This is a genomic window from Phytohabitans rumicis, assembly GCF_011764445.1.
Taxonomy (GTDB): Bacteria; Actinomycetota; Actinomycetes; order Mycobacteriales; family Micromonosporaceae; genus Phytohabitans; species Phytohabitans rumicis.
Genome location: NZ_BLPG01000001.1, coordinates 250,655 through 268,327 on the forward strand (window position 1 = coordinate 250,655; position 17,673 = coordinate 268,327).

Genomic DNA, 17,673 nt, shown 5'->3' on the forward strand with positions numbered 1-17,673 from the left:
CTTAGGCGGCGTGCGGGCCGCCGATGCCCTGCCGGTCGTCCCGCCCGGCGAACGCCCGGGTCTCCGCGTCGGGAAAGCGCGCCGCGATGGTCCGCCCCAGCGCGGCCAGCTCCGCCTCCACCACCGGCCGGCATCCCGGGGGTACGACCGGCAGCAGCGAGTGCAGCACCGAGGTGAGGCGCCGGCACACCTGCACCGCTCCCCCGCCGTACTCCCGGATCTCGGTCATCGCGAGCCCGAGGTAGTCCGCGAAGGTCCGGGTGGGCGCGACCACGCGGACCGTGCCGCGCTCGTCCGCGACCACGACGTGGTCCGTCCCGTCCAGGTACGGGGCGAGCTCGTACAACAACACCTCGATGTGGTTGATCATCTGCACCGCCGTGGTCGGGTCGTTGACCGCCGGCGACAGCGCCCGGATGGCGATGTCGACCAGGATCCGCATGGCGAAGGCCGGATCGTCCTCGATGGAGCGTTCGTCGCCGAGGGCGACCGCGCCGGCGATCGCGGCGGTGTTGGGCGTCCCGCCGTCGGAGTAGACGCCGACGACCGCCTCCCCCGGGCGGACGAAGTCACCGATCGAGCAGTGCAGCGCCAGCACGCAGTCCGCCCGTACCGCCTCGGCGAGCAGCCGCCGCACGTTGATCGCCTGGATGGCGCCGCTGCGCGGGACGCCGACCAGCGCGACCGGCGACCGGCCCCGCACCGGGTTGGCCGAGCGGGTGACCCGAAGCCGCGTCTCGGTGGCCTTGCGCAACTCCTCGCGCCCCTGGCGGGCGACCAGCGTGCCAACCCCGACCGGACGCAGGCTGTGCGCGAACCGGTTGAGGTACAGCAGCAGCAACAGCAGGCTGAGGCCGAAGGCCACGCCGGCGACGTACACGCCGATGCTCGGCACCGCGTCCTCGCTGACGCGGCGCAGCAGCGAGAACGCGAACGCGATCGTGCCGACGAAGAATGCGAGCACCAGCTTCTGCAGCCGATCCCGGTACCACAGCCGCATGAACCGGGGCGACAGCGTGCCGGTGGCCATCTGCACGACGAGCACCCCGATGGTCACCACGAACCCGAACAGCCCGACCATCGCGGAGATGATGACCGTCAAGACGCCGCTGGCCGTGTCGGCCGAGAACTGCCAACTCGCCGGCACCCCCGGCCGCCGCCACGCGTCGACCTGGGCGAGCAGCACCCCGAGCACGCCACCCAGCAACGGGACGAACCACAGGCTCCCCTTGAGCGCCTGGCGCAGCCGGAACCCGCGCGCCCAGGACAGCACGGGCTCGCGGGCCACAACCACCTCGCGTACGGGGACCGCTTCGCGTACAGACACGCGCGGACCGTACGGCCCGCCCCGCCCCGCCGTGATCACCCCCACCGGGTGATCACGCCCGTCCCGGGCCCCTTTGCCGTCGATCAAGGGCGAATGGCCGTGCTTTGATCTCTAAACCACGGCCGTCTGCCCTTGATCGACGCGGAAATCCTTGATCGACGCCGGGTGGGCCGGGCGCACGCGCCCCGGCGCGCGGGTGGGCCGCGCGGGCCTCGCCCCAAGAGGGGCCTCTACTGGGCGCCGCGCCGCCGCCATCGCGCAGAGACGCGGCGACTGTGTCGACCAATTGCCCGCCCAGGGGCAACCACTCGCCACGATCACGGCGCACGTACGGGCAGCAGATCTACACGAGAATGGCTGAGACGGCGGGCCCGTTCCCCCCCCCCGGACCACTCGGACGGCAGCCCGATCACCGCGGTGATCATGAAGTTAGCGTCCGGGCAAGCGCTCTCTCCAACGCCAACCTCATGATCACCGCAGGCTGGCGCCGATCTAGCGGCGTGGTCCGAGATCCGCAGCCTCAAGTGCCTACGACGTTGGTGGGTCGGTAGCGGACGTTGACGACCGACGTGGGGTCGGCGCCGACCCGGTGCAGGCGGATCGGCGTGCTGCCGGGGCTGTCGTACAGGCGGATGCCCTCGCCGAGCAGGACCGGCGCGATGTGCAGGTCGATCTCGTCGATCAGTCCCCGTTCGAGGAGTTGGGCGCCGATGGTCGGCGAGAACACCTCGAGGTTCTTGCCACCGGCCGCCGCCAGCGCGATCCGCACGGCCTCGGCCGGGTCGCAGTTCAGGAACGTGACCCGCTCGGTGGGCGTCGCGTCTTCGGGGTGGTGGGTGAGCACGAAGATGGGTCCTTCCCAGTCGCCGCCGTACACGGCGCTGGGGTCCGGGAAGGCGTCCCAACCGCTCCGACCGCCCAGCACGGCGCCCGTGGTCTCCACGTACTCCGCGGCCAGGCCCGGACGGGCCGACACCCCGCTCATCCAGTCCATCTCGTGGTGCGGCCCGGCCACGAATCCGTCCAGGGACATCGTGAAGTGCCAGAGCACCTTTCCGCCCGCGGTCTGCGGCTCGGTGTCGCTCATTGCCGTCTCCCTGCTGTCTGGTTGCGGGTCGCGATCGGTGAGATCAGCGCGCCGGCACGGGCGGCGGCGAGGGCGATCCGGGCGGCCAGGTCGGCGGTTGTCTGGTCGACCGGTTCCGCGATGACCAGCAGCCGGTAGTAGATCGGCGCCGCGAGGGCTTTGAACACCTCGGCCGGGTCTGTTCCGACGGGGAGCTCACCGCGTTCGATGGCGCGGCTGACGACCGGCTCGGCGCGCCGGAACCGGTCGGCGAAGATCCGTTGCCGGGCCTCGGCGATCTCCGGCAGGCGCCCGGCGTCGGAGTGCATCGCGGCCTGCACGGCGGTGCCGACCGGACCGGCCATGCTGTCGACGAGCGCGCGGGCGAGGGCCCGCAGGTCGGTTTCGAGCGCGCCGGTGTCCGGCGTGGGGATGTCGGCGGCGAAGTGCTCGGCGAGCGCGTCGACGACGAGGCTCTGGCGGTCGTTCCACCGCCGGTAGACCGTCGTCTTGTGCACGCCCGCTCGCTGGGCCACCGCGTCCACGGTCAGCTCCGCGTACCCCTTGTCCACCAGTTCGGCCAGCGTCGCGGCATGGACGGCCGCTCGCACCTTCGCCCCGCGCCCGACCGGACCCGACATTATTGCAACTCCAAGTTGCGTTGACCTGATCTCCTCTGACACGCTGAAGCCTATCGCAACTCCGAGTTGCGATAACAGGAGGGATCACCGTGACCGACCAATCCGGCCGCATCGTTGTGGTGACCGGCGCCAACAGCGGCATCGGCTACGTCACCGCCCGGGAGCTCGCCCGCCGCGGCGCGCACGTCATCCTGGCCTGCCGCGACCGCGAACGCGGCCGGCAAGCGCTGGACCGGCTCCGCACCGAAGCACCCGGCGCCCGAGCCGAACTGCGCGCACTCGACCTCGCCGACCTGGCGTCCATCCGCGCGTTCGGGGCCGCGTGGGACCACGACCGGCTGGACCTGCTCGTCAACAACGCCGGTGTGGCGATGGTGCCGTTCGCCCGCACCGCCGACGGCTTCGAGTCCCAGTTCGGCATCAACCACCTGGGGACCTTCGCCCTCACCGGCCTGTTGATGCCCGCGTTGCTCGCCGCACCCGGCCCGCGCGTGGTCACCGTCAGCAGCGAAGGACAGCGGTTCGCGCGCTTCGATCTGAACAACCTGAACGCCGAACGCCGCTACCGCGCCCTGTTCGCCTACGTCCAGTCCAAGCGCGCCAACCTCTACTTCGCCGTCGAGCTGCAACGCCGCGTCGACGCGGCCGGCCACCCACTGCGCAGCATCGCCGTCGCCCCGGGCCTCACCCGCACCAACGTCCTCACCGGCGGAGCCAACAGCACCCGCGGCACGCTCTACAACACCCTGACCCGACTGCTCGTCCGGTACGCCTTCCGCCCCACCGCCGAGGGCGCCAAGACGTCGCTGTACGCCGCTACCGTTCCCGACGTACCCGGGGGCAGCTACATCGCGCCGAGCGGACCGTTCCAACTGCGCGGGGAGCCCGCCCGACGCGACCACGAACCCGCCATCCACGACACCGCCACCGCCCACCGGCTGTGGCAGCTCTCCGAACAGCTCACCGGCGTCCGGTACCGCCTTTCAAAGATGGCGGCGTAGCCGGGTCAGCAGGGGCGCTGGGCCAGGGGCGACGTGGCGGTCAGGTCGGCGTACGTGCCCACCGCCCGGTAGTAGAACCCGCAGCCGTAGGTGTTGTACGCCTCCAGGAACCAGGCCGTCCCGCCTTGCGCGTCGGGGTTCAGCGGGTACGTCACCGCCGTCTCCACCGTGCTGAACGGGCCGGCGGCCGTCGACGACAGTTGCAGGTCGACGGTCACCTGGCCGTAGCAGTCGCCGCTGAGCCGGCCCCCGGCGTAGAACATGCCGGCGCTGTAGCCGACGTTGCCGACGGTCAGCGCACAGGAGGTGGCCGACGGCGACGCGGCCGCCGCGCCGCCGCCCATCAGCATTCCCGCGATCACTGCCCCCGCCGTGATGATCTGCCGGACCGCACGCACGTCAGCCTCCCCAGGCACGTAGGTAATGTTCCGTCAGCCTAACGAGACTGAAGGAAACCTACAACCTCCGGCTCCCGCACTTCCGGGGCGGCGGCCCGCGGGCGCAGCAGCACCAGGACCGCGACCCCGGCGACCGCGGCCAGGACGGCGCTGAACAGGAAGATCCGGTCGAGGCCCGCCGCGTAGGCGGTGCGCAGCACCTCGGCGGGCGCCTGCCCCAGCAGGCCGCCGTACCCGCCGCCGGTGAGCCGCTTGGCCGTCTCCGCCGGGTCGGCGATGCCGCCGCTGCCGGAGAGCACGTCCCGGGCCTGGCCGGTGACCACGGTCGCGAAGACTGGCAGGGCCAGGGCGTAGCCGAGTTGGCGGAACGTGTTCGACGCGCCGTTGGTCATGCCGGCGCGTTCCGGTGGCGCGACGGCCAGCGCGGCGGAGGCCAGCACCGGCGTGCTCAGGCCGACCCCGACGCCGGTGACGCACAGCCCGGGTACGAGCGCGTGCCAGCCCGAGTCCGGGCCGACGAGCGTGCACAGCGCGGTCCCGGCGGCGATGAGCAGGAGTCCCCACCCGATGGTGTGGCGCGGCGGGACGGCGTGCAGCAGCCGGCCGCCGGCACCGGCGACCACGAACGCGACCACCGCCAGCGGTGCCAGCACCAGCCCGGCGCTCATCGCACCGAGGCCGAGCACCGACTGCGCCCACAGCGAGACGAACACCAGGTTGGCGAAGGCCGCCGCGGTCAGCGCCGCGGCGCCGAACATGAGCACGGCGAACGCCGGCCGGCGGAACAGCGTCAGGTCGAGCATCGGTTCGGCGCGGTGCCGTTCCAGCAGCAGGAAGACGGCGGTCGCCGCCGCGCCGCCGGCCAGCACCGCGATCGTCACCGGGTCGGTCCAGCCCGCGTCCCCGGCGCGGATGAGGCCGTACACGGCCAGCGTCGCGGCGACCGTGAAGCTCGCCACGCCGGGCATGTCGATCCGCCTGGCGGCCGAGCCGCGCCCGCCGGGGATGGCCACCCGGGCCAGCACCACGGCAGCCACCGCGACCGGCAGGTTGACCAGGAAGATCGATCGCCAGCCCACGTGCTGGGTCAGCAGCCCGCCGAGGATCGGCCCGGCGGCGGCCGCCGCGCCGTTCGCGGCACCCCACACGCCGAACGCCACCGAGCGGTCCCGCCCGGCGTACGTGACGGCGAGCAGTGCCGCGTTGGTGGCGTACATCGCGGCGGCGCCGACGCCCTGCACCCCGCGGGCGGCGATGAGCACGCCGGTGTTCGGCGCCAGCCCGCAGGCCAGCGAGGCGAGCGCGAAGACGACCAGGCCGGCGACGAACACGCGCCGGTGGCCGAGCCGGTCCGACAGGGATCCGGCGGCCATGAGGAGGGCGGCCAGCACGAGTACGTAGAGGTCGACGGTCCACTGCAGCGCGGTGAACGACGAGTGCAGCTCCTGCGCCAGGTCCGGCGCGGCGATGGTGACGATGGTCAGGTCGACCAGCAGCATGAACGTGCTCAGCGAGACCGCGAGCAACGGCAACCATTTGCGCATGGTTCGCAGCGTGCCCCGTACCCTGGCCAGGCGGCGCCAACCGCGGCGGACGTGGCGCATTCCGACACGCTGCTACGGTTTCGTGGTGGATCCACTCACACTCGACGCGCTCGACCGGCAGCTCGCCCACGCGTTGCAGGTGGACGGTCGGGCGCCGTTCAGCCAGATCGCCGCCGTGCTCGGCACGTCCGACCGCACGATCGCCCGGCGCTACCGGCGGCTGCGCTCGGCCGGCGCGCTGCGCGTGGTCGGCCTGCCGCACGCGGCCGCGCTCGGCCACGTGGACTGGCTGGTGCGCATGCGGTGCACCCCGGACGCCGCCGTGCCCGTGGCCGCCGCGCTGGCCCGCCGCGCGGACACCTCCTGGGTCACCCTGCTGTCCGGCGGCACCGAGATCAACTGCATCACCCGGACCCGGGCGCACGCCGACGAGAGCGAGCTGTTGCTGCAGAAGCTGCCCCGCACGCCGCGCGTCACGGCCGTCACCGCGCACTGCGTACTGCGGGCGGTGGCCGGCACCAGCGGCTGGCCCGGCCGCACCGCCGCGCTCGACCCCGACCAGGTCGCCGCCCTGAGCCCGGAGCCGGAGGCGGCCACGCCACCCGGCGAGCCGGTCACCCTCAGCACCGCCGACAACCAGCTGCTCACCGCGCTGGCCAAGGACGGCCGCGCCAGCAACCCCGCCCTCGCCGCCGCCACCGGCTGGTCGGAGACGACCGTCCGGCGCCGCATCGAGCAGCTGCGCCGGGGCAACGTGATCTACTTCGACGTGGACGTCGAGCCGGCGCTGTTCGGCCACACCGCCGAGGCCGCGCTGTGGCTCACCGTCGCGCCGGCCGCGCTGACCGCCGTGAGCCGCGCGCTGGCCGCCCATCCGCAGATCGGCTACGCCGCGGCCATCACCGGGCCGGCCAACATCGCGGGCTCGGTGATCTGCCGCGACCTGGACGAGCTGTACGAGTACCTCGCCGACGGCATCGGCTCGCTCGACGGCGTATCGCGGGCGGAGACGGCGCCGATCGTACGGCGGGTGAAGGGCGCCGGCACGCTCCTCGTCCCCTGATCGGCGGCAGTGCACTACGCTGCGGCAACGTGGGACATGTCTTCGCACGGCTGGCCGGTTACGGCGTGGTGCTGATGCCGCACTGGCCGTACGCGTTAGAGCGCCCTCAGGATGGTTCTGACGCGGTGCGGGTGACTCGGTGGACCGCGGACGGTCCCCGCCAGGCCATGATCCGGCCCGGCCAGTCGGTCGCGGGAGGCGACGCGGTCGGCGTCGAGGCCGGACCGGAGCACGACTATTGGCTGGTCGAGACGTCGATATTCGGTGTGCGCTGGCCGGCCGGCTTCACCGTCGAGTCGTCGCAGGATCCCGACGACCACACGCCGTTCTACCTGCGCGGGCCGGGCGAGGCGACGATCTACCCGCAGGGCCCGGTCCCGAGCCAGCGGCTCGCCGACCCCGGCGCCCTCGTCGGACCCGGGCAGAAGGTCCTGGACCGCCGTGCCGCGAACGGCGGCGCCACGGTGCTGGAGCTGGCCTACGAACACGACGGCGAGCCGTGGTGGCAGGGCCACTGGACGGTTCGCTTCGGCGAGGACCGGCTGCTCGTGATCACCGCGCAGGCGCGCCACGGGCACGCCGCGCCAACCCGTGCCGCGGCCGAGGAGGCCGCCGCGAGCCTCCAACCCACGCCCCCGGGCTGAGGCCGCCGTTCGCCGTGTTCACCCTCCCCGGCGGCTGAGCCAGGCACTGTACACAGGGGACTTGCACGCCAGGCTCTGGTACGCCGCGGTGAGCGCGTCCCGCAACTGCGAGGCGTGTCCGGCGAGCGGGCTCCACGATGGCCAGACGAGCCGCTGGCGCACCCACATGGGGTCACCCGACAGCGGCCGGGCCACCACGTTCGCCCGTTCGGGGGTGAGCGCGTGCGCGAGCGACACCGCGTGCCCCTGGCCGATAAGGGGGAAGATGACGGCGCTGTTCATCCGCTGCACCCGGCGCGGGATGAAACCGGCGCGCCGGCAGGCGTCGCGGAACTGGCGGCGCATCCGCTGATCCTTGCCCTCGCCGGTGAACCACTGCTCGCCGGCCAGCTCCTCCAGCGGCACCTCCTCCTGGCCGGCGAGCGGATGCGACTGCGCCAGCAGCACGAAGACCGGCTCGACGGCCAGCACCGCGTGGCTCAGGTCGGCGCGCAGCGGCAGGTCGTACCCGGGGTAGTCGGTGCCCAGTCCGAACTCCAGCCGCCCCTCGGCCAGCAGTTCCAGCAATTCCTCTTCGGACTCGTTGACGTGCAACGAGACCTCCGCCTCGGGCAGCAGCTCGCGGACGGCCGTCATCAGCGTCGCGGTCAGCGGGCCGGGCACCGAGCCGAGCCGCACGGCGGTCAGGTCCGCGTCATCGGGCCCGCGCCGGCGTACGTCGCGCATCAGCTCCTCGTGCGAGGCAAGGATGGCCAGCGAATGCGACGTCACCAGGGTGCCGAGCGCCGTGGGCCGGGCGCCGCTGCCGTCGCGGACGAAGAGGGCGCCGCCCACCGACCGTTCGATCCGCTGGAGCTGGGCGGTCAGCGCGGGCTGCGTGTAGCCGAGGGCAGCGGCGGCCTTGCTGATGCTGCCGTGCTCGGCGATCGCGCCCACCACCCGCAGATGCCGCACGTCAAGATCCATAGCGTGATGTTATGGGTGATTGGGAGTACCCGGAAGATCGCGACGAGGCAAGAGTCGCTCTATGTCTCGAACGCGCCGCGGCACAGCGTACGCCCTCATGTCCGTCCTGTTGGCCGCGAGCGCCGCGGTCGCGGGCCCGGCGGCGGCCGCGACGCCGGCCACCGCCGCGTGGACGGCGGCCACTCCCGCCGCGGGGCCCGGCCAGTGGGTCACGCTGATCACCGGCGATCGCGTCCACCTCTCCGGCGCGAACGTCGCGATCGAGCCGGCCGCCGGGCGCGAGAGCGTCGGTTTCAGCCAGTACACAGAGGACGGACGCCAGTTCGTCGTGCCGAACGACGCGCTGCGCATGGTCTCCGCCGGCGAGGCCGACCGCCGCCTGTTCGACATCACCGGCCTGGTCCAGGCCGGCTACGGCGACACGGCCGCCGCCGAGCTACCGCTCATCATCGGGTACGCCGACGCGGCGACCGGCGCCGCGAAGGTGCGCGCGGCCGGGCAGCCACGCGTGACGCGTACCCTCGGCAGCGTGCGCGGCGCGGCCGTGCGGGTCGGCAAGGCCCGGGCCACCGCGTTCTGGTCCGGTCTGACCACCGGGCCCGGCACCCAGCGGCGCCCGGTCAGCGGGGTGGCGAAGATCTGGCTGGACGGCAAGCGCGAGCTGAGCCTGGACGCCAGCGTCCCGCAGATCGGCGCTCCGGCGGCGTGGCAGGCCGGGTACGACGGCGCCGGCGTCACGGTGGCCGTACTCGACACCGGCATCGACGCCACCCACCCGGACTTCGCGGGAAAGATCGTGGAGGCGCGCAACTTCACCGACGCGGCCGACACCGACGACACGCTCGGGCACGGCACGCACGTAGCGTCCACAGTGGTCGGTAGCGGGGCGAAGTCCGGCGGGCGGTACCGCGGTGTGGCACCCGGCGCGTCGCTGCTCGTCGGCAAGGTCTGCCCGGACCGCTCCTGCCCGGAGTCGGCGATCCTGGCCGGCCTCGAATGGGCGGCGCCGCGCGCCAAGGTGATCAACCTGAGCCTGGGCGGCCCGGACACCGCCGGCGACGACCCGCTGGAGGCGGCGGTCAACCGACTGACCGCTCAGACAGGCGTGCTGGTCGTCGCGGCGGCCGGCAACGACGGGCGGGACACGTACGTCGGGTCGCCGGCCACCGCCGACGCGGCGCTCGCCGTCGGCGCGGTCGACAAGCAGGACAACCTGGCGAGCTTCTCCAACCGGGGGCCGCGCCTCGACGGCGCGGTCAAGCCGGACGTCAGCGCCCCCGGGGTCGGCATCGTCGCCGCACTCGCCAAGAACAGCGCGTACCCGACGTACGAGCCCGGGTACACACAGCTCAACGGCACGTCGATGGCCACGCCGCACGTGACCGGCGCGGCCGCGCTGCTCGCCCAGCAGCATCCAGAGTGGACGGCGGGCGAGCTGAAGGCGGCGCTGATGGCGTCGGCGAAGCCGAACCCGGCGATCGGCACCTACGGGCAGGGCGCCGGGCGGATCGACGTGGCCCGCGCCATCGGCCAGGCGGTGCTGCCCAGCCCCACCAGCCTGGCGCTCGGCGCCCAGCCGTGGCCCGCGGACGACGACGTACCCGTGACGAAGACCGTCACGTACCGCAACGCCGGCCCGGCGGCCGTGACGCTGGACGTGGCGGCGTCCGCCACCGCGCCGGACGGCACCCCCGCCCCGGCCGGCATGTTCACCGCGACGCCCAGCCAGGTCACCGTGGCCGCCGGCGGCACCGCGCAGGTCACGCTCGCGGCGGACACCCGGGTGCCGAGCGCCACCGGTCTGTTCAACGGCGCGCTGGTCGCCGCCGGCGGCTCCGGCGTCGCGGTGCGGGTGCCGTTCACCGTCGGCAAGGGCCACGAGTCCCGCCGGCTGACCGTCCACCTGATCGACCGCGACGGCGCACCGGCGACCAACTACGCGCTGAACCTGGTGGGCGTCGACTTCCAGGTCTTCCAGTCGCCGTACCACGCCTCCGGCACGCTGACGGCCAACCTGCGCGCCGGCCGGTACCACGTGCAGGCCACCGTCATCACCCCGTCCGACGGCAGCTCCACGCTCCTGACGCTGCCGGTCCTCACGGTCGGCGGCGACGACGGCGTGCTCACCCTGGACGCCCGGCGCGGCACCCCCGTCTCGGTGACGGTGCCGGACGCGTCGGCGCGGACCCGGTGGTCCAGCGCGGGCTTCTTCCGCGCCCTGCCGTCCGGGTACGGCCTGACCACCCGCATCACCAACAGCTCGCTCGGCAAGCTCTTCACCGCCGACCTGGGCGGCACCGTGCCGGCCGGTGCGGGTGCGCTGACCGCGGAGGTGCGGGCGTTCTTCGCCGACCCGGGTGCGGACGGCACGTTCTTCGACTCGCCCTACGAGTACGACCTCGTGTGGTTCCAACGTGGACGGTTCCTGACCGACTTCAGCCGTACGGTGAAGCGCAAGGACCTCGCGGCGGTGACCCAGCGGTACCACGCGGTGGCGTCCGGCGTTCGGACCGGCCTGATGCAGAACTTCGGCTTCCCGCCGGAGGGCGGCAGCGCGCTGTCCGGCCCGCTCCGCTTCACGGTCCCCGGCGTCCGCACCGTCTACTACACGGCGGACGACGTGGTGTGGCAGAACAACATGTGGCAGCTCAACGCCCTCGGCCAGGCCGAGCAGCAGGAGTGGGGGCGCTCGGTCACCTACCGGCCTGGCAGGAGATACGTGGCCGAGTGGCAGGAGGGGGTGACCGGGCCCCGGTTCCCCAACCGCACGTTCCTGTGGCGTCAAGGCAACACCATCGCCTTCAACCTGCCGCCGTTCGGCGACCAGGCCGGCAACACCGGGTACTCGCTGCTGGACACCGGCCGGATGGCCTTCTACCGGGACGGCCAGAAGCTGGTCGAGATCCCCCGGTACTTCTACGACGCCCGCGGCGCGGTGCCGCCGGCCGAGTCGGAGTACCGGCTGGAGTACGAGACGACCCGGGGCGGCGCGGCCGGGTTCGAGAACGGCACCGCCGTCAGCGGCTCGTGGACGTTCCGGTCCAGCGAGGTGGGCGCGGACGCGCCGACGTACCTGCCGCTGGCGGCGTTCGACTTCCGGCCCGAACTGAACCTCGACAATGCCGCCCCCGGCGTTGTCGCCTTCCCGCTCCCGGTACGGCTACAGCGGCAGCCGGGCTCGGCGGCACCCGCCGTGCGGCGGATCACCGTCGAGGTCTCGTACGACGACGGCGCCTCCTGGCGGCCGGTCCGGCTCCGGCGGGACGGCGCCGACTCCTGGCGGGGCACGCTGCGCCACCCCGCCAGCGGGTACGTCTCACTGCGTGGCCAGGCCGCCTTCGCCGACGGCAGCACCGCCCAGCTCACCGTCCTGCACGCGTACCGGCTCGCGCCCGGCCACTATGGACGGTGAGAGCGTGCGCCAGAGGAACGCGAAGGCCAGCGCCCAGATGGTGGCGGTCTGCTCGTTGTCCGCGGCCGCGCCGTGCCCGCCCTCCACGTTCTCGTAATAGGACACGTCGTAGCCGTGGCGGCGCAGCAGAGCCGCCATCTTGCGGGCGTGTCCAGGATGGACACGGTCGTCGCGGGTCGAGGTGATGAACAAGGCTGGCGGGTACGGCTGATCCGGTCGGACGTTGTGGTACGGCGAATACTCGCGCAGGTACGCCCAATCGGCCTCGTCGTCGGGATCCCCGTACTCCGCGATCCACGACGCGCCGGCGAGAAGCCGGGTGTATCGGCGCATGTCGAACAGCGGCACCCTGGCGACGACCGCCCCGAACAGTGCGGGGTAGCGGGTCAGCATGACGCCCATCAGCAGCCCGCCATTGCTGCCGCCCTCGATGCCGAGCTGGGCCGGGGTCGTGATCCCCCGTGCCACCAGGTCGGCGGCGACCGCCGCGAAGTCCTCGTACGCCGTGATCCGGTGCTCCCGCTGCCCGGCCCGGTGCCAGGCGGGACCGTATTCGCCGCCGCCACGGATGTTCGCCACGGCGTAGGTGCCGCCGCGGGCGAGCCAGCCGCGCCCGATGACCCCGCTGTAGTGCGGCGTCTGGGAGATCTCGAAGCCGCCGTACCCGGTGAGCAGCGTAGGCCCGGCGGCGGCCGCGCCGACGACGAAGTACGGCACGCGGGTGCCGTCGGTGGAGGTGGCGAAGAACTGCCGCACCGCCATGCCGTCCGCGTCGAAGAATGCCGGCTCCCGCTTGAGTACCTCGACCTCGCCGCCGACGACCCCGAGGCGGAGGGCCGCCGGCTGGAGGAACCCGGTGGTGGAGACCAGGTACGCGTCGCCGTTGTCGGGGTCGGTGTCGACGATCGAGGTGTGGTCGACGTCGGTGGCGCCGGGCAACGGCCGTTGGCGCCAGCCCAACCCGTCCGGGGTAAGTACGCGCACGCGCGTCTTGACGTCGGAGAGCACCACGAGAATCAGGTGGTTGCGCGTCCACGTATAGGAGCTGAGCGACGTGCTGTCGTCGGGCCGGAACAGGACGGTGAGGTCGCGCCTGCCGTCAAGGTACGCACCGAACGGAGCCGCCAGCAGGGCGCCGGCCGGATGCGTCGCGTCGCCGACCGTCCACGACGACCGGAGGCGGATCAGCAACCAGTCGTGGTGCACATCGCAGTCGGCGTCGTCCGGCACGTCGATCCTGACCAGGTCGCCGCCCGGGCCACGCAGATACTGTTCGCTGCGGTAGAAATCCAGGTATCGACCGACGAAATCGCGCTCGTAGCCGGGTGTCGGGTCGTGGTGGGCGCCGACCGAAACGTCGCCGGCCTGCCCCGCGTAGACCAGTTCCGCCGCGGACAGCGGGGTGCCGCGCCGCCACCGCTTGACGATGCGCGGGTAACCGGAGGAGGTCAAGGAGCCGGGCCCGAAGTCGGTCGCGACGTAGATGTGATCGGCGTCGATCCAGCCGACGGCGCTCTTCGCCTCGGTCAGCGCGAATCCTCCCTCGACGAAGACGCGGCCGCGCAGGTCGAACTCGCGTACCACCACGGCGTCGGCGCCGCCACGCGAGAGCCTGATCAGGCATCGGTCGTAGCCGGGGCGCAGGATCGTCGCGCCGCTCCACACCCAGTTCGCGCCTTCGGCCTGGTTCAGCGCGTCGACGTCGAGCAGGACGTCCCACTCGGGTTCATCGCGGCGGTACTGGTCCAGGGTGGTGCGCCGCCACAGCCCTCTCGGATGGTCGGCGTCCTGCCAGAAGTCGTAGTAGAAGCCGTCGCCGCGCCAGCCTGGGTAGGGGATCCGGTCCTTGCTGTCGAGCACCTCGCGGATCGCGTCCCTCATCTGGGCGAAGCCCTCGTCGGCCAGCGTGGTCAGGGTCTGCGTGTTGCGGTCCGCGACCCACCGCACGGCGGCGGCCAGGTCCAGGTCCTCAAGCCAGAGGTACGGGTCGTCCGCGTCCTCGTCCAGCGCAGCACCTCCGGGCTCGTTCGGTACCCCGATGATCGCGGCTGGGTGCGGCTTTGCCAAGGCCGCGTGCCAGTATTGGGCGTGCCTCGCCAGCCGCTCGTCATCGCCGTCGCCCAGCCCCGGACCATCGCGTACGACGTCGCCGCGAACGCGGTCGCGCACGCCGACGCGGTCCGGACGGCGCGGGCGCGGGTCGTGGTCTTCCCCGAGCTCTCCCTGACCGGGTACGAGCTGGACGCACCCGCGGTCGCCGGCGACGACGCTCGGCTGGCGCCGATCGTCCGGGCGTGCGCCGAGACCGGGGCGACGGCGCTGGTGGGCGCTCCGGTCGAGGACGGGTCGGGGCGCGAGCACATCGCGATGCTCGCCGTCGGCGGCGACGGTGCCCAGGTGGTGTACCGGAAGGTGTACGTACACGAGTCCGAGGAGCGGTTCAGTCCCGGCGACGGGCCCGCGGTGCTCGAGGTCGACGGCTGGCGGCTGGGCCTGGCCATCTGTCGCGACACCCGCTTCGCGGAGCACGACGCCGCCACCGCGGCCCTGGGCATGGACGTCTACGTCGCCGCCGTCCTCGACCACGCCAGCCAAGCGCACGTGCCGGTCGAGCGGGCGCAGCGCGTCATCGCCGACCACGGCGTCTGGGTGGCCACCGCGAGCTACGCGGGGTCCACCGGCGGCGGCTTCGACCAGGCGGCCGGCGGCTCGGCGATATGGGCCCCCGACGGCCGGACACTAGCGCAAGCCGGCCCCGAGCCCGGCCACGTCATCCACGCACTCCTGACCCCCTAACCCCTCGCGCGCCGCACCTCGCGCCGCGCGTCGATCAAGGATTTTCGCGTCGATCAAGGGCAAACGGCCGCGCTTTGATCTCCGATCCACGACCGTTTGCCCTTGATCGGCGAGGAAGTCCTTGATCGACGACGCGGGCGAGGTGCGCGGCGCGGGCGGCGCGGGCGGGGTGGGCGGACGGCGAGGCGGTCTACGGGGCGGAGAGGGTGGCGGAGATCGACTGAGCCGCGGTGGTCAGGGCCGCCACGACCTCGGTCATCCGGCGCGCGGAGTGGCGCACGCTGGGCATGGACACGGACACGGCGGCGACCGTCTCGCCGTTCGCGTCCGTCACACCGCGACCGACGGCCACCACGCCGCGCTCGGAACGCTCCAGGTTCAGCGCGACTCCGCTACGCCGGATGGCACGCAACTCGGTGCGCAGCTGGGCCAGGTCCGGGCGTTCCTCGGACCCGTCCGTGGGGCGGGCGCGTAGAGCGCGGCCAGTTCGTCGTCGGTGAGGGCGGCCAGCAGGACCAGGCCGCCGGTCACCAGGTGTGCGGGGAAGACCATGCCCTCGCGGTTGCCCACCCGCAGCGCCTGCGAGCACTCGACCGAGGCGATGAACCGCGCGGTCCGGCCGGTACGGATGCTGACGTTCGCCGTCTCGTCGAGCGCGTCGACGAGCGCCCGCAGCGGGCCGAGCGCGGCGGCCCGGATGGCCCCGACGTTCGACTGCGTCTGGGCGGCGATCTCCAGGACCGGGCCGACCCGGTAGGAGCGGTCCTCGTTCTGGACCGCGAAGTCCCGGTAGACCAGCGTGGAGAGCAGCCGGTGGGCGGTGGACCGGGCCACGCCGAGCCGGTCCGCCGCCGCGGAGACCGTGAGCGGGCCTTCGACCTGCAGGATCACCGCGAGCTGCAGCGCATGGTCGGCGCTGGTCACGCCGTATGCCGGCGGGTTTTTCATCGGCTTGGCCACGTGACTCTCCCGGTGCTGTTCCGCTGAACAGAATCTACTGTTCCTGAGCGGTGGGGCGGCGCACGGTGCTGGTATGACTGACTCCCCTGTCCGGCTGACGGCCGAGGACCGGCCCGATCAGCCGCCGGTGACGCCGGAGCTGGAGGACCTCTACCGCGGTTTCGAGAAGGCCCTGCTGGTGCCGCTGTGGACCCGGATCGGGGACCTGATGCCGCAGCACCCCCGTTCCAAGGCGCAGCCGCACCGGTGGGAGTGGAAGGCGCTGCTCGACGTGGCGAGCCGGTCCGGCGACCTCGTTCCGGTGGGGCGGGGCGGGGAACGCCGCGCGATCGCGCTGGCCAACCCGGGCCTGGGGGCAGGCCGTACGCCACTGCGACCCTGTGGGCCGCCATCCAGTACCTGATGCCCGGCGAGGACGCGCCCGAGCACCGGCACACCCAGAACGCCTTCCGGTTCGTCGTCGAAGGCCAAGGCGTGTGGACCGTCGTGGAGCGCGACCCGGTGCCGATGCGCCGCGGTGACTTCCTGCCGCAGGCCGGCATGAACTGGCACGCCCACCACAACGCGGCCGACGAGCCGATGGCCTGGATCGACGGCCTCGACATCCCCTTCCAGTACGACGTGGAGGCGCAGTTCTTCGACTTCGGCCGGGACGGGCTGTCCGAGCATGAGCACAGCACACCCGACCGGTCCCGGGCGGAACGCCTCTGGGGTCACCCGGGCCTGGCCCCGGTCTCCCAGCTCCGGCCGATCGAGGGCACCCCGCTGCTGCGCTACCGCTGGGAGGACACCGACGCCGCGCTGACCGACCAGCTCGACCTGGAGCGCGAGGGCCACCCCGGCACCGTCGAGCCCGGCCACGCGCTCGTGCGGTACACCAACCCCACCACCGCCGCGGACGTCCTGCCGACCATCCGCGCGCAGTTCCACCGCGTCCGGCGCGGCGCGGAGACCGCCCCGCGCCGCGAGACGGGCTCGTCGGTCTACCAGGTGTTCGACGGTTCGGGCCGGGTACGCGTGGGCGACGTGTCCTGGTCGGTCCAGCGCGGCGACCTGTTCGTCGTCCCGTCCTGGATGCCGCTGTCGGTCCGGTCCGAGGCGTCCGCGTCCGACTCCGACTCCGGCGCGCTCGACCTGTTCCAGTTCAGCGACGCGCCCATCCTCGCCAAGCTCAACCTCTTCCGCTCGCACGTCGAGGAACCCGCGTGAGGGACCTGGCGACGACGCTGGCCTGGGTCGCCGAGGGCACCGCGCTGTGCCGTACGGCCGCCGCCGGCCTCGACGAGGCGTCGTACGGCGCGCCCTCACGGCTGCCCGGCTGGACCCGCAAGCACGTCGTCGCCCACCTGGCCGGCAACGCCGAGGCCATCGGCAACCTCGTGCACTGGGCGCGCACCGGGGAGCCGACCCCGATGTACCGCTCGCCGGAGCAGCGCGGCGCGGCCATCGAGGCGGGCGCCCGGCTGCCCGCCGACCGGCTCACCGCGTGGTTCGAGCGGTCCGCGCGGGCGCTGGCCGACGCGATGGCCGCGCTGACCGAGGACCAGTGGCGGGCGTCGGTGGTCACCGCCCAGGGGCGGACCGTCCCGGCGAGCGAGACGCCGTGGATGCGCGGCCGGGAGGTCATGGTGCACGCGGTCGACCTGGGCACCGGGGTACGGTTCGCCGACCTGCCGGAGCCGTTCCTCGCCGAGCTCCGGGCCGACATCCGCACCAAGCGTGGCGCGGATGCCGTCCCGGCCGTACGCGGCGACCCGGCGGAGGTCACCGCGTACCTGGCCGGCCGCCCCTACACCGGCGTGACCGCGACCGACGGCTCCCCCGCCGAGCCCCTGCCGCCATGGCTGTGATCGGG

General features: G+C 73.1%; 17 protein-coding genes. 8 read left to right on the forward strand and 9 right to left on the reverse strand.

All coding sequences use genetic code 11. The features are described from left to right. Position 1 precedes the first annotated feature (1 nt). The 3 genes from Prum_RS01160 to Prum_RS01170 form a co-directional block, all read right to left on the reverse strand. On the reverse strand, positions 2-1,327 hold the full coding sequence (locus Prum_RS01160) for a DUF2254 domain-containing protein (protein WP_218576934.1): 1,326 nt from the start codon (positions 1,325-1,327) through the stop codon (positions 2-4). A 520-nt stretch (positions 1,328-1,847) separates the two neighbouring features. Then, on the reverse strand, positions 1,848-2,414 hold the full coding sequence (locus tag Prum_RS01165) for a dihydrofolate reductase family protein (protein WP_173073189.1): 567 nt from the start codon (positions 2,412-2,414) through the stop codon (positions 1,848-1,850). Next, complete coding sequence (locus tag Prum_RS01170; protein WP_218576935.1) at positions 2,411-3,034, reverse strand: TetR/AcrR family transcriptional regulator; 624 nt, start codon at positions 3,032-3,034, stop codon at positions 2,411-2,413. The genes Prum_RS01165 and Prum_RS01170 overlap by 4 nt, the downstream gene beginning before the upstream one ends. A gap of 89 nt (positions 3,035-3,123) precedes the next feature. On the opposite strand from Prum_RS01170, the gene Prum_RS01175 reads away from it, so the two are divergent. After that, positions 3,124-4,035: an oxidoreductase gene (locus Prum_RS01175; RefSeq protein WP_246277565.1), complete on the forward strand. Its 912-nt coding sequence runs from the start codon at positions 3,124-3,126 to the stop codon at positions 4,033-4,035. Positions 4,036-4,040: 5 nt separating this feature from the next. Here Prum_RS01175 and Prum_RS01180 read toward each other — a convergent pair whose 3' ends face one another. Together Prum_RS01180 and Prum_RS01185 are read right to left on the reverse strand one after the other, a co-directional pair. Continuing rightward, the gene (locus Prum_RS01180; RefSeq protein WP_173073191.1) at positions 4,041-4,433 is read right to left on the reverse strand and encodes a hypothetical protein; all 393 of its coding nucleotides are present in this window, start codon (positions 4,431-4,433) and stop codon (positions 4,041-4,043) included. A 38-nt stretch (positions 4,434-4,471) separates the two neighbouring features. Next, on the reverse strand, positions 4,472-5,977 hold the full coding sequence (locus tag Prum_RS01185) for an MFS transporter (RefSeq protein ID WP_173073193.1): 1,506 nt from the start codon (positions 5,975-5,977) through the stop codon (positions 4,472-4,474). An 85-nt stretch (positions 5,978-6,062) separates the two neighbouring features. Between Prum_RS01185 and Prum_RS01190 the strand changes: the two genes are divergently transcribed. Beyond that, positions 6,063-7,040 carry an Lrp/AsnC family transcriptional regulator gene (locus Prum_RS01190; RefSeq protein WP_246277566.1) on the forward strand — a complete coding sequence of 326 codons (978 nt, stop codon included), beginning with the start codon at positions 6,063-6,065 and terminating at the stop codon, positions 7,038-7,040. A 29-nt stretch (positions 7,041-7,069) separates the two neighbouring features. Then, positions 7,070-7,684 (forward strand): hypothetical protein, encoded by a 615-nt coding sequence (locus tag Prum_RS01195; protein WP_173073196.1) that lies wholly within the window; start codon positions 7,070-7,072, stop codon positions 7,682-7,684. Positions 7,685-7,702: 18 nt separating this feature from the next. Here the strand turns inward: Prum_RS01195 and Prum_RS01200 are convergent, their stop codons facing one another. Then, positions 7,703-8,650 (reverse strand): LysR family transcriptional regulator, encoded by a 948-nt coding sequence (locus tag Prum_RS01200; RefSeq protein ID WP_173073198.1) that lies wholly within the window; start codon positions 8,648-8,650, stop codon positions 7,703-7,705. A gap of 97 nt (positions 8,651-8,747) precedes the next feature. Between Prum_RS01200 and Prum_RS01205 the strand changes: the two genes are divergently transcribed. Further along, complete coding sequence (locus Prum_RS01205; RefSeq protein WP_173073200.1) at positions 8,748-12,062, forward strand: S8 family peptidase; 3,315 nt, start codon at positions 8,748-8,750, stop codon at positions 12,060-12,062. Here the strand turns inward: Prum_RS01205 and Prum_RS01210 are convergent. Beyond that, complete coding sequence (locus Prum_RS01210; RefSeq protein ID WP_246277567.1) at positions 11,967-14,129, reverse strand: prolyl oligopeptidase family serine peptidase; 2,163 nt, start codon at positions 14,127-14,129, stop codon at positions 11,967-11,969. The genes Prum_RS01205 and Prum_RS01210 overlap by 96 nt on opposite strands. 21 nt (positions 14,130-14,150) lie before the next feature. On the opposite strand from Prum_RS01210, the gene Prum_RS01215 reads away from it, so the two are divergent. After that, positions 14,151-14,858 (forward strand): carbon-nitrogen hydrolase family protein, encoded by a 708-nt coding sequence (locus Prum_RS01215; protein WP_173073202.1) that lies wholly within the window; start codon positions 14,151-14,153, stop codon positions 14,856-14,858. Between the two features lie 190 nt (positions 14,859-15,048). Here the strand turns inward: Prum_RS01215 and Prum_RS49040 are convergent, their stop codons facing one another. Together Prum_RS49040 and Prum_RS01220 are read right to left on the reverse strand one after the other, a co-directional pair. Then, positions 15,049-15,270 carry an IclR family transcriptional regulator domain-containing protein gene (locus tag Prum_RS49040; protein WP_218576936.1) on the reverse strand — a complete coding sequence of 74 codons (222 nt, stop codon included), beginning with the start codon at positions 15,268-15,270 and terminating at the stop codon, positions 15,049-15,051. Then, on the reverse strand, positions 15,237-15,818 hold the full coding sequence (locus Prum_RS01220) for an IclR family transcriptional regulator (RefSeq protein ID WP_218576937.1): 582 nt from the start codon (positions 15,816-15,818) through the stop codon (positions 15,237-15,239). Before Prum_RS01220 ends, Prum_RS49040 begins: the two co-directional genes overlap by 34 nt. Before the next feature lie 73 nt (positions 15,819-15,891). On the opposite strand from Prum_RS01220, the gene Prum_RS49045 reads away from it, so the two are divergent. The 3 genes from Prum_RS49045 to Prum_RS01230 are packed head-to-tail and all read left to right on the forward strand — an operon-like array spanning position 15,892 to position 17,668. Next, positions 15,892-16,221 (forward strand): hypothetical protein, encoded by a 330-nt coding sequence (locus tag Prum_RS49045; RefSeq protein WP_218576938.1) that lies wholly within the window; start codon positions 15,892-15,894, stop codon positions 16,219-16,221. After that, positions 16,221-17,027: a cupin domain-containing protein gene (locus Prum_RS01225; protein ID WP_218576939.1), complete on the forward strand. Its 807-nt coding sequence runs from the start codon at positions 16,221-16,223 to the stop codon at positions 17,025-17,027. The genes Prum_RS49045 and Prum_RS01225 overlap by 1 nt, the downstream gene beginning before the upstream one ends. Then, positions 17,024-17,668 (forward strand): maleylpyruvate isomerase family mycothiol-dependent enzyme, encoded by a 645-nt coding sequence (locus Prum_RS01230; RefSeq protein WP_173073204.1) that lies wholly within the window; start codon positions 17,024-17,026, stop codon positions 17,666-17,668. The genes Prum_RS01225 and Prum_RS01230 overlap by 4 nt, the downstream gene beginning before the upstream one ends. The last annotated feature ends 5 nt before the right edge of the window (positions 17,669-17,673 follow it).

Coding starts and splice junctions, on each gene's coding strand:
- Prum_RS01165 (WP_173073189.1), bottom strand. CDS start 2,414: ATGAGCGACACCGAGCCGCAGACCGCGGGCGGAAAGGTGCTCTGGCAC.
- Prum_RS01170 (WP_218576935.1), bottom strand. CDS start 3,034: ATGTCGGGTCCGGTCGGGCGCGGGGCGAAGGTGCGAGCGGCCGTCCAT.
- Prum_RS01185 (WP_173073193.1), bottom strand. CDS start 5,977: ATGCGCAAATGGTTGCCGTTGCTCGCGGTCTCGCTGAGCACGTTCATG.
- Prum_RS01200 (WP_173073198.1), bottom strand. CDS start 8,650: ATGGATCTTGACGTGCGGCATCTGCGGGTGGTGGGCGCGATCGCCGAG.
- Prum_RS01205 (WP_173073200.1), top strand. CDS start 8,748: ATGTCCGTCCTGTTGGCCGCGAGCGCCGCGGTCGCGGGCCCGGCGGCG.
- Prum_RS49045 (WP_218576938.1), top strand. CDS start 15,892: ATGACTGACTCCCCTGTCCGGCTGACGGCCGAGGACCGGCCCGATCAG.
- Prum_RS01225 (WP_218576939.1), top strand. CDS start 16,221: ATGCCCGGCGAGGACGCGCCCGAGCACCGGCACACCCAGAACGCCTTC.